General features: G+C 65.8%; 11 protein-coding genes, 1 tRNA gene and 1 pseudogene. 12 read left to right on the top strand and 1 reads right to left on the bottom strand.

The features are described from left to right. Nucleotides 1-29 precede the first annotated feature (29 nt). The 6 genes and pseudogenes from QA642_RS25500 (at nucleotide 30) to QA642_RS25475 (ending at nucleotide 7,878) form a co-directional block, all read left to right on the top strand. The gene (locus tag QA642_RS25500) at nucleotides 30-3,179 is read left to right on the top strand and encodes an efflux RND transporter permease subunit (RefSeq protein WP_283079303.1); all 3,150 of its coding nucleotides are present in this window, start codon (nucleotides 30-32) and stop codon (nucleotides 3,177-3,179) included. After that, nucleotides 3,179-6,283: an efflux RND transporter permease subunit gene (locus QA642_RS25495; protein ID WP_283079302.1), complete on the top strand. Its 3,105-nt coding sequence runs from the start codon at nucleotides 3,179-3,181 to the stop codon at nucleotides 6,281-6,283. The genes QA642_RS25500 and QA642_RS25495 overlap by 1 nt, the downstream gene beginning before the upstream one ends. A 37-nt stretch (nucleotides 6,284-6,320) precedes the next feature. After that, nucleotides 6,321-7,055: a tRNA-uridine aminocarboxypropyltransferase gene (locus QA642_RS25490; RefSeq protein ID WP_283079301.1), complete on the top strand. Its 735-nt coding sequence runs from the start codon at nucleotides 6,321-6,323 to the stop codon at nucleotides 7,053-7,055. 43 nt (nucleotides 7,056-7,098) lie between these two features. After that, nucleotides 7,099-7,348 (top strand): annotated as a pseudogene (locus QA642_RS25485) (sugar ABC transporter ATP-binding protein); the annotation flags it as partial. Between the two features lie 56 nt (nucleotides 7,349-7,404). Further along, nucleotides 7,405-7,478 (top strand) — tRNA-Cys (locus QA642_RS25480). 199 nt (nucleotides 7,479-7,677) lie between these two features. After that, nucleotides 7,678-7,878 (top strand): hypothetical protein, encoded by a 201-nt coding sequence (locus QA642_RS25475; protein ID WP_283079300.1) that lies wholly within the window; start codon nucleotides 7,678-7,680, stop codon nucleotides 7,876-7,878. Between the two features lie 33 nt (nucleotides 7,879-7,911). Here QA642_RS25475 and QA642_RS25470 read toward each other — a convergent pair whose 3' ends face one another. After that, nucleotides 7,912-8,106: a hypothetical protein gene (locus tag QA642_RS25470; RefSeq protein ID WP_283079299.1), complete on the bottom strand. Its 195-nt coding sequence runs from the start codon at nucleotides 8,104-8,106 to the stop codon at nucleotides 7,912-7,914. A 257-nt stretch (nucleotides 8,107-8,363) separates the two neighbouring features. On the opposite strand from QA642_RS25470, the gene QA642_RS25465 reads away from it, so the two are divergent. The 6 genes from QA642_RS25465 to QA642_RS25440 all read left to right on the top strand — a co-directional run bounded on the left by QA642_RS25465 (nucleotide 8,364) and on the right by QA642_RS25440 (nucleotide 15,743). Then, the gene (locus tag QA642_RS25465) at nucleotides 8,364-8,624 is read left to right on the top strand and encodes a hypothetical protein (RefSeq protein ID WP_283079298.1); all 261 of its coding nucleotides are present in this window, start codon (nucleotides 8,364-8,366) and stop codon (nucleotides 8,622-8,624) included. Between the two features lie 428 nt (nucleotides 8,625-9,052). Continuing rightward, a complete protein-coding gene (locus QA642_RS25460) occupies nucleotides 9,053-9,970 on the top strand; it encodes an ABC transporter substrate-binding protein (RefSeq protein WP_283079297.1) in 918 nt (305 codons plus the stop codon). Next, nucleotides 9,970-11,592 (top strand): amino acid ABC transporter permease/ATP-binding protein, encoded by a 1,623-nt coding sequence (locus QA642_RS25455; RefSeq protein ID WP_283079296.1) that lies wholly within the window; start codon nucleotides 9,970-9,972, stop codon nucleotides 11,590-11,592. Before QA642_RS25460 ends, QA642_RS25455 begins: the two co-directional genes overlap by 1 nt. Before the next feature lie 43 nt (nucleotides 11,593-11,635). Further along, complete coding sequence (locus tag QA642_RS25450) at nucleotides 11,636-12,877, top strand: acetamidase/formamidase family protein (protein ID WP_283079295.1); 1,242 nt, start codon at nucleotides 11,636-11,638, stop codon at nucleotides 12,875-12,877. A gap of 134 nt (nucleotides 12,878-13,011) precedes the next feature. Beyond that, nucleotides 13,012-15,342: an acetamidase/formamidase family protein gene (locus tag QA642_RS25445; RefSeq protein ID WP_283086975.1), complete on the top strand. Its 2,331-nt coding sequence runs from the start codon at nucleotides 13,012-13,014 to the stop codon at nucleotides 15,340-15,342. A 14-nt stretch (nucleotides 15,343-15,356) separates the two neighbouring features. Then, nucleotides 15,357-15,743, top strand: coding sequence for a RidA family protein (locus QA642_RS25440; protein WP_283079294.1), 387 nt, complete (start codon nucleotides 15,357-15,359; stop codon nucleotides 15,741-15,743). The last annotated feature ends 54 nt before the right edge of the window (nucleotides 15,744-15,797 follow it).

The raw sequence follows: 15,797 nt of genomic DNA, 5'->3' as shown, positions 1-15,797 counted from the left end.
ACAGCCGCGTGAAGCGGCAGGCGTAACCCATGGGTGTCTCCGAACCCTTCATCCGACGTCCGATCGCGACCTCGCTGCTCGGCATCGCGCTCCTGATCGGCGGCGCCCTCGGCTATTTCGCGCTGCCGGTCTCCGCGCTGCCGCAGGTCGATTTCCCGACCGTGCAGGTGACGACGCAGCTGCCGGGCGCGAGCCCCGACGTGATCGCCTCGCTGATCACGGCGCCCCTGGAGCGGCAGCTCGGCCAGATCCCGTCGTTGTCGGCGATGAACTCGACGAGCTCGTTCGGCGTCAGCCAGATATCGCTCCAGTTCGATCTCAACCGCGACATCGACGGCGCCACCCAAGACGTGCAGGCTGCGATCAACGCGGCCGCTGGCGTGCTGCCGAAGACGCTGCCTTATCCGCCGACCTACGCCAAGGTGAACCCGGCGGATGCGCCGGTGATGACCCTGGCGCTGCGCTCGGACACCATCTCGCTGCGGGCGATGAGCGACATCGCCGATACGCTCCTGGCCCAGCGATTGAGCCAGATCTCCGGTGTCGGGCGCGTCTCCGTGCTCGGCGGGCTGAAACCGGCCGTGCGCATCCAGGCCGATCTGGCGCGGCTTGCCGCCTATGGCATCGCCATGGAGGATTTGCGCACCGCGATCGCCAATGCCAACGTCTCCGGGCCGAAGGGCTCGCTCGACGGCGCGCAGCAATCCTACATCATCGCCGCCAACGACCAGATCGCCGCTGCCGACGCCTACAAGCCTGTTATCATCGCCTATCGCAACGGCTCGCCGGTCACGATCGCCGACGTTGCGCAGATCGTCGACGGGCTCGAAAACGACCGCACCGGCGGCTGGTACCAGGGCTCGCCGGCCGTCATCATCGACATCCAGCGCCAGCCCGGCGCCAACGTCATCGACGTGGTCAGCCAGATCCGCGCCGAGATCCCCAAGGTGCAGCGCGCGATCCCGGCCGGCGTGAACCTCACCATTGTGTCCGACCGTACCGTCACCATCCGCGCCTCTGTGCGCGACGTGCAGTTCACGCTGATCCTCAGCGTCGTGCTGGTGACGCTCGTTGTGCTGCTGTTCCTGCGCTCGCTGCGGGCCACGCTGATCGCCGGCGTCGCGCTGCCGCTGTCGCTGATCACGAGCTTCGGCATCATGTATTTCGCCGGGTTCAGCCTCGACAATCTGTCGCTGATGGCGCTGACGATCGGCACCGGATTCGTCGTCGACGACGCCATTGTCATGATCGAGAACATCGTCCGCCACATGGAGAACGGCGAGAGCGCGATGGAGGCCTCGCTGAAGGGTGCCAGCGAGATCGGCTTCACGGTGATCTCGCTGACGGTGTCGCTGATCGCGGTGTTCATCCCGCTGCTGTTCATGTCGGGCCTGGTGGGCCGCATGTTCCGCGAGTTCGCGCTGACGCTGACCATCGCGGTCGTGACCTCGGCCGTGGTCTCGCTGACGCTGACGCCGATGATGTGCTCGCGGCTGCTGCGGCATGCGCATGAGGAGCTCGCGGTGCCGGGACTCGCCGCGATCAGCCGCTTCATCGACCGCACAGTCGAGTTCTATCACCGCACGCTGCTCTGGGTGCTGGAGCGCCAGCGCGCCACGCTGGTCGTGACCTTCGCGACGCTGGCCGCAACCCTCGTTCTCTACGTCGTCGCGCCAAAGGGCTTTTTGCCGCTCCAGGACACCGCCTCGATCACGGCGGTGACGGAGGCGGGGCCGGACGTGTCGTTCGCGGAGATGCAGAAGCGGCAGGCTGAAGCCGCCGACGCCATCAAGGCCGATCCTGACGTGGTCGGCGTCGTCTCGGTGATCGGCGCGGGCTCGGTCAACCCGACCACCAATGTCGGACGGCTCGTCATGACCTTGAAGCCGCGCGGCGAGCGGCGCGACGATGTCAGCGTGGTCGTGAACCGGCTGAAGGAGCGGGTCTCCGCCATCCCTGGCATGACGGTCTATTTCCAGCCGGTGCAGGACGTGCAGATCTCGACCCAGTCGAGCCGCTCGCAATACCAGTACACGCTGACCGGCACCGATGCGGCGCTGGTGTCTGAATGGGCGCGTAAGCTGGTTACGGAGATGCGGCGCGATCCCTTGTTCCGCGACGTCTCCTCCGAGGCCCAGGAGGGCGGTCTGCGCGCGCAGCTCGATGTCGACCGCACCCGCGCCGGCCAGCTCGGAGTGAGCCTGCAAGGCATCACCGACACGCTGAACGACGCCTTTGCCCAAAGGCAGATCTCGACCATCTACGGCCAGGCCAACCAGTACCGCGTGGTGCTGGAGGCGCTGCCGATGTACCAGCGCGATCCCTCGATCCTGTCGAAGCTGTATCTGCCGGGCGCGGCGGGCGCGATCGCCGGCGCGCCCAACGCCCAGGTGCCGCTGTCGGCGGTGGCGACACTGAAGCGCACCACGGCACCGCTCGCGATCTCGCACCAGGCGCAATTCCCGTCGATCTCGCTCAGCTTCAACCTCGCGCCGGGCGCCGCGCTCGGCGATGCCGTCGAGGCGGTGAAGATCATCGAGACCCGGATCGGCATGCCCAACAGCATCGTCGGCGTCTATGCCGGCGATGCTGCCGAATTCTCCAAGGCACTCGCCGGCCAACCCTGGCTGCTGCTTGCGGCGGTGATCACGATCTACATCGTGCTCGGCGTGCTCTATGAGAGCTACATCCATCCGATCACCATCCTGTCGACGCTGCCCTCGGCCGGCGTCGGCGCCATCCTGGCGCTGATCTTGTGCGGGCAGGATCTCTCGGTGATCGGCCTGATCGGCATCATCCTCCTGATGGGCATCGTCAAGAAGAATGCGATCATGATGATCGACTTCGCGCTTGAAGCCGAGCGCGGGCAGGGGATGTCGCCCAACGAGGCCATCGTGCAGGCCTGCCTGCTGCGCTTTAGGCCGATCATGATGACGACGCTGGCTGCGCTGTTCGGCGCGCTGCCGCTGGCCATCGAGAGCGGCACCGGCGCCGAACTGCGCTTCCCGCTCGGCATCTCCATTATCGGCGGCCTGCTGCTGAGCCAGCTGCTGACGCTCTACACCACGCCGGTGATCTACCTCGCGCTCGACCGCATCAACCGCCGCCTCGAGCAGGCGCTGCCGCCGGCCGAATCCGGCGGGCCGCCGGTCGCAGGCGCCACCGAGGGGATGCAGTGATGGCATCGATCTCGGAGCCCTTCATCCGCCGCCCGGTCGCGACCACGCTGCTGTCGATCGGGTTGTTCCTGCTGGGTGTCGTCGCCTACGAGTTCCTTCCCGTCGCCTCGGTCCCGAACGTCGATTTTCCCGCCATCTTCGTCTCGGCCAGTCGGCCGGGCGCCGATCCGTCGGTGATGGCGGCGACGGTGGCCTCGCCGCTAGAGCGGCGGCTGGGCGAGATCGCCGGCATCAACCAGATCACCTCGACGTCGTCGCTCGGCGTCACCAACATCCAGCTCCAGTTCGACATCGGCCGCAACATCGACAAGGCCGCCCGCGACGTGCAGGCGGCGATCAACGCCGCGCTGGTCGACCTGCCGAGCGACCTGCCGACGCTGCCGCGCTTCCGCAAAGCCAACACGGCCGGCGCGCCCGTGTTCGTTCTGGCGCTGACCTCGAAGACGCTGTCGGCCAGCGCCATCTACGACGTCGCCGACACGGTGCTGGCGCAGCGCATCTCGCAGGTGCCCGGCGTCGGCGACGTGACCGTGTCGGGCGCCGACCAGCCGGCGGTCCGGGTGCAGCTCAACCCCGTGGCGCTGTCGAATGCCGGCATCGCCACTGACGACGTGCGGACCGCGATCATCAACGCCAATCCGCTCGGCCCGGTCGGCATCTTCAACGGCGAGCGTCAGAGCGAGACGCTGTCGCTGAACAAGCAGATGCGCACGGCGAAGGAATTCCGCGACATCGTCATCAAGAGCTCGAACGGCAATTTCGTCCGGCTCTCCGACGTCGCCGACATCGAGGATTCCGTCCGCAACGCCCGCTCCATCGCCTGGTTCAACAAGCAGCCGGCCGTGCTGATCCAGATCACCAAGCAGGGCGATGCCAATGTCATCGACACCGTCGACCGGGTAAAGGCGCTGATCCCCGAGCTGAAGCAATGGATCCCGGCCGGCGTCGACATCTCCACGCTGGTCGACCGCACCAGCACGATCCGGGCCAGCGTGCTGGACATGCAGTGGACGTTGCTCGCGACCGCCATCCTCGTGATGGTCGTGGTGTTCGTGTTCCTGCGCCGGCTGACGCCGACGATCGCCGCCGGCATCTCGGTGCCGCTGGCGCTGGCCGGCACCTGCGCCGGCATGTGGGTCGCGGGCTTCTCGATCGACAATCTGTCGCTGATGGCGCTCGCGATCTCGGTCGGCTTCGTCGTCGACGACGCCATTGTCATGATCGAGAACATGTTCCGCAACCTCGAGCACGGCATGCGGCCGATGCAGGCGGCGCTGGAGGGCGCGAAGCAGATCGGATTCACGGTCGTCTCGATCAGCCTGTCGCTGATCGCGGCGTTCACCCCGCTGATCTTCATGGACGGCATCGTCGGCCGTCTCCTGCGCGAATTCTCGCTGACGCTGACCTTCGCCATCCTGGTCTCGACGCTCGTGTCGCTGACGGTGACGCCGATGATCTGCGCGCATTACATCCGGCAGACCACCTCCGGCACTGCGACGCTGTTCGACCGGCTGATCGAGGGCTCGCTGTCGCGCATCGTCGCCTTCTATGCCCGCACCTTGCGCACGGTGCTGGAATTCCCGCTGCTGACGTTGCTGGTGTTCTTCGCCACCATCGCGCTGACGGTGACGCTCTACATCAAGGTCCCCAAGGGCTATTTCCCGACCGACGATTCCGGCTTCGTCATCGGCGCGACGCGCGCCTCGGCCGACATCTCGTTCCAGTCGATGCTCAGCCTGCAGCAGCGGCTCGCCGACATCGTGATGCAGGATCCTGCCGTCGCCGGCATCGGCTCGACCGTCGGCAGCGGCGGGGGCCCGGGTGCTGCGACCTCGAACCGCGGCACCATGTTCATCAGCCTGAAGCCGCCGGAGGAACGCAACCACGTCTCGACCGAGGTCGTGATCGATCGCCTCAGGCGCGCTCTGTTTCCCGTGCCCGGCATCCGCCTCTTCATGTTCGCCGCCCAGGACGTACGCGCCGGCGGGCGGCAGAGCGATTCCGACTACCAGTACACGCTGAGCAGCACCGATCTCGGCCTGTTGCAGAAATGGGCGCCGATCGTGGCCAAGCGCATGGAGAGCGTCGAGGGCATCACCGACATATCCAGCGACCGCGATCCCGGCGGGCTTCAGCTCACCTTGTCGATCGACCGGCAAAAGGCCTCGGCACTCGGCGTCCGCGTCCAGGACATCGACAATGCCCTGAACAACGCCTTCTCCCAGCGGCAGATCTCGATCATCTACACCCAGCGCAACCAGTATATGGTCGTGCTGGAGATCGATCCGAAATTCCAGGTCGACCCGTCCAACCTCGACCGCATCTACGTCGCCGGCGCGGGTGACGCGCAGGTGCCGCTCTCGGCGGTGGTGCATGCGACGCGCGGGCTCGCTGCGCTCGCGGTCTATCATTCGCAGTCGTTCCCCTCGACCACAGTGTCGTTCAACCTCTTGCCCAACGTGCCGCTCCAGGGCGCGACGCAGAACATCCAGCGCGCCGTCGAGGAGCTGCATATGCCGGAGGGCATCCGGGGCAGCTTCGACGGCAATGCCGGCGACTTCGCCAGGACCAGCGGCCGGCAGCCGCTGCTGATCCTCGGCGCGCTGGTCGCGATGTATATCGTGCTGGGCGTGCTCTACGAGAGTCTCGCCCATCCGCTGACGATCATTTCGACGCTGCCGTCGGCCGGCCTCGGCGCGCTGTTGGCCTTGCAGATCACCAACACGCCGCTGACGGTGATTGCCTTCGTCGGCATCATCCTCCTGATCGGCATCGTCAAGAAGAACGGCATCATGATGGTCGACTTCGCGCTCGATGCCGAGCGTCAGCGCGGCCTGTCCTCGGCAGAAGCAATCTTCGAGGCCTGCCAGGCGCGCTTCCGCCCGATCCTGATGACGACGATGGCGGCGCTGTTCGCCGGCATTCCGCTTGTGGTCGCGACCGGCCCGGGCACGGAGCTGCGCCGTCCGCTCGGCATCACCATCATCGGCGGCCTGTTCGTCTCGCAGATCCTGACGCTCTACACCACGCCGGTGATCTATCTCCTGATCGACCGCCTGCGCCGCCGCTCCGAGCCGCGCCCGTTGCCTGCGCCGGCGGAATAGGTTGGCGAAGCGCCGCGCGGAGCGTATAGCGGCGGTCATGTCGAACCCTACAGCCGCAGCCCCGGCCGAGCCGATCCCCGAATGCCCGCATTGCCAGAAGCCGATGCCGCTGTGCATCTGCGACAGCGTCACGCCGATTGAGAACCGGCTCTCACTCCTGATCCTCCAGCATCCGCAGGAGCAGGACAGGGCGCTCGGCACCGCGCGCCTGCTGGCGAAGCATTTTGCCGATGCCACCGTGCGCGTCGGCCTGTCCTGGCCGAGCCTGTCCAAGGCGCTGGGCCGGCCGGTCGAAAACGCCGCGCGCTGGGCCGTGCTCTATCTCGGCTCGGCACGCGCCGCCGATCTCGACGCCGAGGGCGAGATCGTGGTGCTCAATCGCAAGGGCGAGGTCGCCGAAAATCAGCGCGCGATCCTTGGCAAGCTCGAAGGCGTGGTGCTGCTCGACGGCACCTGGAGCCAGGCCAAGGCGCTGTGGTGGCGCAATCCCTGGATGCTCAAATGCCAGCGCGTGATCCTCAACCCGGCACATCCCTCGCGCTACGGGCGTCTGCGCCGCGAGCCGCGCAGCGATGGGCTGTCGACCATCGAGGCCGCGGCGACGATCCTGGCCGGCATCGAGCGGCGTCCCGATATCGCCGAGACCCTGCACGCGAGTTTTGAGCGGCTGTTAACGCGCTACCGCGAGGTCCAGGCCGAGATGCCGGAACTGGCGCCCAAGCCTGCACCAAAGGGCCGCCGGCGCGACTTCAGGCGTCGCAAACGAGCCTGACTCCAGCTCACATCCACCGTACGATTGATTGCACCGTGCCAGGCGGGGAGCGGAGATCGCCGAGTTCACCGAGCTCGGCGACCGGCTCGACCTGCCGCTGCGCACCTATTCCAGTGGCATGATGCTGCGCCTGATCTTCGCGGTCGCAACCGCGGTTGGTGCTGGCCTCGCATGATGTCGATCTCATCAAGGCGACCTGCAATTGCGCGAATCTGCTGGAGGAGGGGCGGATCGCGGCTTCCGGCGCGGCCGAGGAGATTCTTGGCTGCTATCTCGGCGGGGCCAGGACGTAGGCACCCGGTCGGGGTTGCCTAAGCCATTGATCCCCTATATTGGTCCGCCCTTACGGGGCCACGTGGCGGAGTGGTTACGCAACGGTCTGCAAAACCGTGTACACCAGTTCAATTCTGGTCGTGGCCTCCATCACAAGCTTCTGATCTTCCAGCATAAATTGCATTTCGGCGCGGGTTCCGCCTGCCGCGCGTGTAGGCCCCGCCGGGCGGGCAGGGCTGCGCCACCGGATTCGCCCGGGGCTTGGCGAACACCAGCGATTCAGGCCCGATGGCATAGACTTCGCATCTGCGAAGTGATGCATTCCCATCACCCGAGCGCTGGAGCAGCCGTGGGCGACATCGTCCGATTTGTCCCGAAATCCGAGCTGGAGCGGGCCCGTCTCATTCGCGAGGCCCGCGCGATCTATGACAGCATCTTCCCGCCGGCTGTCTGTGCCCGACAGGGTGCCGCAGGACGGCGAGGAGCGCGTCAAGACCTGATCGCGGCCGCGCCGGGCTCGGCGCATGGCCAAAAGCAAAACGCCCGCTAATCGCGGGCGCATTGGCTCATGATGAAAGTGGCCTCAGCCGGCCGCGTACCAGCCGTCCGGAAACGGCAGCAGGGGCCAGGCGCCCTCATTGTCATTCGCGGCCTTGGGCATCGCGTTGAAGCTCCACGAGCGGGGCACGAATTCCTCCTCCGGCGCGGGCGCAAAATCCTGATGGACCATGGCGTCCCGGACGGCATCCAGCAGCAAGTTGAATTCGGCTTCGCTCATCGCACCCTCCGGCAATTCGAAGGGCGAATGTCGCAAAGCCGGTTTGTTTCCAAATTGAGCCGATCGTTCGAATTTTAACGATCCGACGATCACGGCCCGATTGGTTAGCGATTCCTGAAAAATCCCCGCGCAAATCTAGGCAGCCGGGGCTCGTCGCCAGTGTGAAAGAGATCACATTCTCGGCGGTTTATTTCTCCTACCCCTTCACACACCGGCCAACGCAGGCCGGTCGGGCAGGGCAGAGCGGGAGACCAGTCATGAAGGCGAGGTTCTTGCGGTTTGCGGGTGTGAAGAGCCGGGCGCGTCGCGCCTCGACCGTCGGACTCTTCCTGACACTCTTTGCCTCCGCCGCCCAGGCGCAGGGGACGCCCGAGCAGCGCCGGGCCTGCACGCCCGACGTCTACCGGCTCTGCGCCGGCGAAATCCCCAACGTCCGCGCCATCACGGCCTGCCTGCGCCGTAACCGGTCAAGCTTGAGCGAGGCTTGCCGCAGCGTGTTCGATCAGGCCGGCGGCTGACATAGCTGACCTGTGGTTTTGTGCGCAGCAAGTGGCCCGCGCGGGCTCGCGAATCCAGCATAATCAGCCTGTGGATATGCTGCGGACAGCCTGTGGAGTGCTGTGGATACAGACACAGATGTGTCGGCCGCACGCCGCATTCCTGTCGTCCGCGTCATATCTCTGTCAAATAACTTCATCATCTGATTCTCGGGTCGCGCCAACTGATGCGCCATTCAGGATAATGTGGTTCGCCCGAATTCGGAATTGCGTGCTGTAGCGTGCATCGCGCACGAACAGTTTTTGTGCAGCCGCTTGCCCAAATCGCGGGCCCCGTTCATCCAATTTTTTGTACGCCCGCGGACAAGCTTTTCCCCGTCCACTCCACCTAGGCTTCCTTCCGGGATCTGGAACATGGCCAGTGCCATGACAATTCGAAGGAGCAGGAGATGGAGAGACGGCTATTGCCCCATGCGCGGGGGATCGCGCGCGCATCGCAGCCGTGGCGCAAGGCCGCGCTTGGTGCCGTGCTCGCTTTCGGCGTGGTCGTCGCAACGCCGCTGAGCGCGCAAGCTGCTGCACCGGCCGCCTGCGCCGCGCTCCAGGAGAAATATCCGGACTGGAAAGGCAAGACACTCGTCAACGCCATCAACCCGCACACACCGGGCTACGAGACCATCGATCCAAAGGACCCCAGCAAATATATCGGCTTCGACATCGATCTCGGCGAAGCCATCGGGGAATGTCTCGGCTTCAAGCTGACCTACAAGCCCGTGGTGTTCGCAGCGCTGCTGACGACGCTCGCCGCCGGCCAGGCCGACATCGTCATCTCCGACATCTATGCCACCAAGGAACGCGCGAAGGCTGCCGACTTCATCACCTATTCGAAAGTGTTCGACGGCGTGCTGGTCGCCAAGGGCAATCCAAAGGGCATCAACGGCATCAACATGTCGATGTGCGGCGCCGCTGCAGCCGAAAACACCGGCTATGTCGAGGTGCCCCTGATCCAGGCCTTGATCCCGGAATGTAAGAAGGCCGGCAAGCCCGAGCCGACGATCCAGCTCTACGACAACAACGCCAACTGCATCCAGGCGATCCTCGCCGGCCGCGCCGACACCTATGTCAACGACGTCAACACCGTCGACAGCGCCGTGAAGGCCTATCCGGACAAGCTGGAGAAGGCGATCGCGGTGACGATCCCGTATTCGGTCGGCATCGCCGTGCCCAAGGACAAGCCGAAATTCCGCGACGCCGTGCTCGCCGCGTTGATCGAAGTGCAGAAGGCCGGCACGCATATGGAGCTTCTGAAGAAGCACGGGTTGGACGTGAACAACTTCAAGGAGCCGGACATTCTGACGGCTGACTGATGTCGCTGTTCCTCCATTACCTGAGCATGCCGTATCTGCTCGAGGGCATCGAGCTCACCCTCGAGGTGACCGCCCTCGGGCTCGGCGGCGGATTGATCCTTGGATTTATCCTCGTCGGCATGCAGCTCTCGCGCTTCTGGCCCCTGGCGGCGATCGCCCGAGGCTACACCGTGATCTTCCGCGGCACGCCGCTGATCCTGCAGATGGTGTTCGCCTACGACGCGCTGCCGCATATCGGCATCAAGCTGCCGGCGGTGCTGGCCGCCGGCCTGGCGCTCGCCTGCAACGAGGCGCCGTTCATCGCGGAAATGCTGCGTGCCGGCGTGCTCGGCGTCGATCGTGGACAGCTGACGGCCGGCCAGGCGCTCGGCATGACGCCGTCCATCCTGATGCGCCGGGTGATCGCGCCGCAGGCGATCCGCACCATGATCCCGGCCTTCGGCAACGAGGCCGTCAGCGCGCTGAAAAACTCCTCGCTCGCTTCCGTCGTCGCGGTGCAGGAGCTGACCTTGCGCTCGACCCAGCTGGCGTCTTCGACCTTCGACTTCTTCTCGATCTTCTTTGCCTCGGGACTGCTGTATCTCGTGCTGACAGCCACCATCAGCGGCATCCAGCTCTTCGCCGAGTGGCTGCTCGACCTCGACCGCACCACGCGCCGCGAGCGCAAGCTCGCCGACTATCTCCCCTGGCGCCGCGTTGAACTCGCTACCAAGCTCGACCTTGCCGATGCGGCTGGCGCCGATCCCGAGGCCGCGCCGGCAGAGCTGGCCGACACCCCGCCGCTGGCCCTGACCCGCGAGGAACGCGCCCGCCGGGCCGCGACGATCGCGCGCAACAATATCGCGGTCGAAGCCAAGGACCTCACCAAGAGCTACGGCCCGCACAGGGTGCTCGATGGCCTCGACCTCACGGTGCGCGTCGGCGAGGTCGTCGCGCTGCTCGGGCCCAGCGGCTCCGGCAAGAGCACGCTGCTCCGCTGTATCAACCATCTCGAGAATTGGGACGCTGGCACCGTCCGCGTCGGCGGCCGCCGCCTCGGCTTTGGCGAGGATGGCAAGCCGCTGTCGCCGCGCGCCATTGCCAATGAGCGCGCCAGCGTCGGCGTCGGCATGGTGTTCCAGCAGTTCAATCTGTTCGCCCATCTCTCGGCCAAGGAGAACATCGCCGGTCCCTTGCGCTGGGTCCACGGCATGACCCGCATCGATGCCGAACGCCGCGCCACCGAGTTGCTCGACCGTGTTGGGCTCTCGCATCGCGCCGATGCGTTGCCGCGACATCTGTCCGGCGGCCAGCAGCAGCGCGTCGCCATCGCGCGGGCGCTGGCACCGAACCCGAGTGTGCTGCTCTTGGACGAGCCGACCTCGGCGCTCGATCCCGAACTCGTCAACGAGGTGCTGGAGGTGATCCGCCGCCTGGCCATCGATGACGGCCTCACCATGATCATCTCGACGCACCAGATCCGCTTTGCCGACGAGGTCGCCGACCGTGTCGCGTTCTTGAGCGGCGGCGCGATCATCGAGGAGGGACCTGCGCACGAGGTGCTCTCCAATCCCCGCAATCCGCTGACGGCGCGTTTCCTCAGCGTGATGGAAGCCGACAAGACTCCGGAGGCAGCGCGATGAGCGCTCTCTCCACCATGTTCAAGCCCCCCGAAGAGGCCACCTCATGAAGCATGTGACGCTGCCGGTTTCGCCCAAGACCGTCCACTGGGGCTATTTCTCCAAGAAGGTCGCGCCGGCTCTGACGCTACGCTCGGGAGATCGCGCCACCATCGAGACGCTGACCCATCACGCCAACGACGATTACGAGCGCATGATCCAGGGCGATCCCGGCGCCGAAAGCGTGTTCCAGTGGACGCGCGAGCATAAAGCGGTGGCGCGCCGCGGCTCGGGTCCGGTCGAGGGACCGTTCATCCGCGGCGCGGGCGAGGGCATCGGCGTGCATCTCCTCACCGGCCCGGTCGCAATCGAGGGCGCCGAACCCGGCGACGTTCTGGAGGTGCGCATCCTCGACGTCCGGCCGCGGCCGAGTTGCAGCGCCTGCCACGCCGGCCGCTGCTTCGGCTCCAATGTCGCGGCGAACTGGGGCTTTCACTATCACGACCTGATCGAAGAGCCGAAGCCGCGCGAGGTCGTGACCATCTTCGAGCTCGACACCTCGGGCGAGCCCTACGCAAAGGCCGTCTACAATTACGTCTGGACGCCGCAGACGGACCCCGACGGCATCGTGCACCCGACCATCGACTATCCCGGTGTGCGCGTCGACCACGCGACGATCAAAAAGCGCGAGAACATCCTCTCCAGCGTGAAGGTGCCCGCGCGGCTGCATTTCGGCACCATGGGCCTCGCGCCGTCGGAAGCCGATTTCGTCAGCTCGATCCCGCCGAGCTACACCGGCGGCAACATCGACGACTGGCGGATCGGCAAGGGCGCGCGGATGTTCTATCCGGTCGCGGTGCCAGGCGCCTATTTCTCGGTCGGCGATCCCCATGCGGCCCAAGGTGACAGCGAGCTCGGCGGCACCGCAATCGAGACCTCGCTCACCGGCGATTTCGAGTTCATCCTGCACAAGAAAGCTGATCTGGCCGGCACCCATCTCGAAGGTCTCGACCATCCCATGCTCGAGACCGATCACGCCTGGTCGTTCTACGGCTTCACCTATCCGAACTATCTCGCCGCGCTCGGTGCCGATGCGCAAACCGAGATCGCCAATCATTCGAGCCTCGACCGCGCGATGCGCGATGCGTTCCGCAAGCTCCGGAGATTCCTGATGACGGTGCATCGCCTCAGCGAGGACGAGGCGATCTCGCTGATGTCGGTCGGCGCCGATTTCGGCGTCACCCAGGTCGTCGACGCCAATTGGGGCGTCCACGGCACGATCCGCAAGAACATTTTTCGGTGCGACTAATGCATTGACACACATTCGGATTTTGGAATGAACGCGTGAAGGACAAGCCCCGTCTGTGGCCCGTCACGGCGACGGATGATCGCGTGCGGCTGGCACGGAGGTTGCTTCGATCGACCGCAATCTGGGTCGATCCGATGAGCTTCCGCCCGTTCACGAGCGAGTCCTACGCGCAAGACGACCGCCCCGAAGCCTGGCGGGACGTGCTGGCGGCGGTCGGGCTGCAACCGGCGGGCAGCCATTCCTTTTATGACGGACACGCGACCGCCTCGCATCGTCACGCCGCCGGCGTCGCGCTGACGCGCATGGCCGCGGGCGCGCAGAGCGTCGCGCTGCTCGCGCAAGCGAATGAAGACCTTCCGATCGCGCTGATGCCGGTCGAGGACGGCATGGTGCTGAAGAGCGCTGGCGGCCATCGCATCGTTCCCGTCGGCCATCTCGTGCTGCTGCCGCGCAGCGGCGACTGGAGCATCGTGTTCCAGCGTGACATGCGCGCGGTCGTGCTGTCGGTGACCTCAGAAGCACTGCACGGACGGCTCTCGGGCAAGCCGCGGCTCGGCGAGCCCCGCGTCGTCCCGCCCAGCGGCTTTGCCGATGTGTTCTCACGCCTGTTGGACGCCACCGCCCGCACGCTCGACGCGTTAAGCGATGCCGAATGGAATTCGGTCGCGCAGTCCCTCGTCGATCTCCTGCTGACACTCGCGCATCAACTCGCGGCCTCGGCCTCCGACGCCGGATCGAGCGCGACCCAGGCTGCGCTGCTGCACCGGATCTGCCAGACCATCGAGCGCCGGCTCGACGATCCCGATCTGGTGCCGGCACGCGTGGCGCAGGCCGAGGGGATTTCCGAGCGGTACTTGCAAAAACTGTTCGAGACGGTCGGCGACAATTTTACCCACTATGTCCGCGAGCGCAGGCTCCAGCGGGCCTGGGCGGACCTGTCCAACCCGACCGAGGCCCATCGCTCGATCTCGGAGATCGCCTACGCTTACGGCTTTGGCGATTCCGCGCATTTCAGCCGCGCCTTTCGCCATCGTTTCGGCCTTCCGCCGCGCGAATTCCGCCAGCAGGAGGCGGAGCGGGCGACCTCACAGCATGGCGCGGCGGGACAGCGCGGCTGGCCGCAGGAGGCGCTGGCACAATTGCGCGCGCATCAGAGCGTGGAGGCCCGAAGCAGCGTTGCGCGTCCCGGCACCGAAGAACGGACGACCACTGAGCGCAAGCACCACCATCTCCCGGTCGAGGCCAGCCGTGTTCATTGGGGTTATTTCAGCCGCTCGCTGCCGCCGCAGATCGAGATTGCTTCCGGCGAGACCATCACCATCGAGACGCTGACGCAGCATGCCTCCGACGCTCCCGACATGATGATCGCAGGCGATGCCGGCGCCGAAAGCGTGTTCGGCTGGACCCGCGACAGGAAGAACGTCGATCGCCGCGGCGCCGGGCCAATGGATGCCAGCGTGTTCGGCCGCGGTGCCGGCGAGGGGTTTGGCGTGCACATCTGCACTGGGCCCGTTGCGGTGAAGGACGCCCAGCCCGGCGATGTGCTGGAGGTGCGTATCCTGGACATCGTACCGCGCGCGAGCCGCAATCCCGGCCACGCCGGTCGAGTGTTCGGCTCCTCCGTCGCGGCATGGTGGGGCTATCACTACAACGAGTTTCTCGGCGGCCCCAAGCCGCGCGAAGCCGTCACGATCTACGAGATATTCGACGACGGGAAAGCGCCGCACGCTCGCGCGCTCTATTCTTACCGCTGGGAACCGCAGACCGATCCGTTCGGCGTCGTCCACACCACCTACGACTATCCCGGCGTTCCCGTCATCTCGGGCACGATCAAGCGCCGACATGCCGTGCTCGACGGCATCCGCATTCCGCTGCGGCCGCATTTCGGCGTCATCGCGGTGGCGCCGCGCGAGGTCGATTTCGTCGATTCGGTGCCGCCGTCCTATTTCGGCGGCAATCTCGACAATTGGCGGCTGGGGAAGGGGGCGACCGTCTATCTTCCGGTCTCCGTGCCCGGCGCGCTGCTGTCGGTCGGCGATCCCCACGCAGCTCAAGGCGACGGCGAACTCAGCGGTACCGCGATCGAATGCTCAATGACTGGCACCTTCGAGGTGATCCTGCACAAGAAGGCCGATCTCGCCGGTCAGCCCTATGCCGATCTCTCCTATCCCCTGATCGAGACCGCGACCGACTGGGTGCTGACCGGCTTCAGCCACCCCAACTACCTCGCCGAGTTCGGCGCGCAGGGCCAGAGCGAGGTTTACGCAAAATCCTCTCTCGACCTCGCCATGAAGGATGCCTTTCGCAAGATGCGGCGCTTCCTGATGAACGTCAAAGGGCTCAGCGAGGACGAGGCGATCGCGCTGATGTCGGCGGCCGTCGATTTCGGCGTCACGCAAGTCGTCGACGGCAATTGGGGCGTGCACGCTATCCTCAGCAAGCGTCTGTTTCAGGACGCGACTTAACAAGGACATCGCAGGTGAAATTCCACATGATCAGCGGCGGACCGAAGCCGGTCGCGCCCTTCAGCCACGCGGTGGAGACCGATGGCTTTGTCTTCGTCACCGGCCAGATGCCGGACACGCCACAGACGCCGGGCGTGTTGCCCGACGGCATCGTCGCGCAGACCCGTGCGGTGATGGAGAATTTGAAGGTGGTTCTCGCCGGCCTCGATCTTGGCCTCGAGCACGTCGTGATGACGCGCATCTATCTGACGCGCTTCAAGGAAGACTACGCCGCGATGAACGAGACCTACCGCACGTTCTTCCCGTCAGATCGGCTGCCGGCCCGCACCTGCGTCGGCGTTACCGGCCTGGCCTATGACGCGCTGATCGAGATCGACCTGGTGTGCCGGCGGCCGTCGTAGCCGGATTCCGCTTCGCTCCATCGGCAAGTCCTCTGTTGCCCGACAAGCAAACAC

It is taken from the genome of Bradyrhizobium sp. CB2312 (genome assembly GCF_029714425.1).
In the GTDB taxonomy this organism is placed as follows: domain Bacteria; phylum Pseudomonadota; class Alphaproteobacteria; order Rhizobiales; family Xanthobacteraceae; genus Bradyrhizobium.
The sequence above is the reverse complement of the archived record's forward strand: the minus strand, read 5'-3'. Positions and strand labels throughout refer to the sequence as shown.

Excerpts from the sequence above, each read along its gene's own strand:
- QA642_RS25445 (WP_283086975.1), top strand. The coding sequence starts at position 13,012 with ATGAGCTTCCGCCCGTTCACGAGCGAGTCCTACGCGCAAGACGACCGC.
- QA642_RS25500 (WP_283079303.1), top strand. The coding sequence starts at position 30 with ATGGGTGTCTCCGAACCCTTCATCCGACGTCCGATCGCGACCTCGCTG.
- QA642_RS25465 (WP_283079298.1), top strand. The coding sequence starts at position 8,364 with ATGAAGGCGAGGTTCTTGCGGTTTGCGGGTGTGAAGAGCCGGGCGCGT.
- QA642_RS25460 (WP_283079297.1), top strand. The coding sequence starts at position 9,053 with ATGGAGAGACGGCTATTGCCCCATGCGCGGGGGATCGCGCGCGCATCG.
- QA642_RS25490 (WP_283079301.1), top strand. The coding sequence starts at position 6,321 with ATGTCGAACCCTACAGCCGCAGCCCCGGCCGAGCCGATCCCCGAATGC.
- QA642_RS25455 (WP_283079296.1), top strand. The coding sequence starts at position 9,970 with ATGTCGCTGTTCCTCCATTACCTGAGCATGCCGTATCTGCTCGAGGGC.
- QA642_RS25450 (WP_283079295.1), top strand. The coding sequence starts at position 11,636 with ATGAAGCATGTGACGCTGCCGGTTTCGCCCAAGACCGTCCACTGGGGC.
- QA642_RS25470 (WP_283079299.1), bottom strand. The coding sequence starts at position 8,106 with ATGAGCGAAGCCGAATTCAACTTGCTGCTGGATGCCGTCCGGGACGCC.
- QA642_RS25495 (WP_283079302.1), top strand. The coding sequence starts at position 3,179 with ATGGCATCGATCTCGGAGCCCTTCATCCGCCGCCCGGTCGCGACCACG.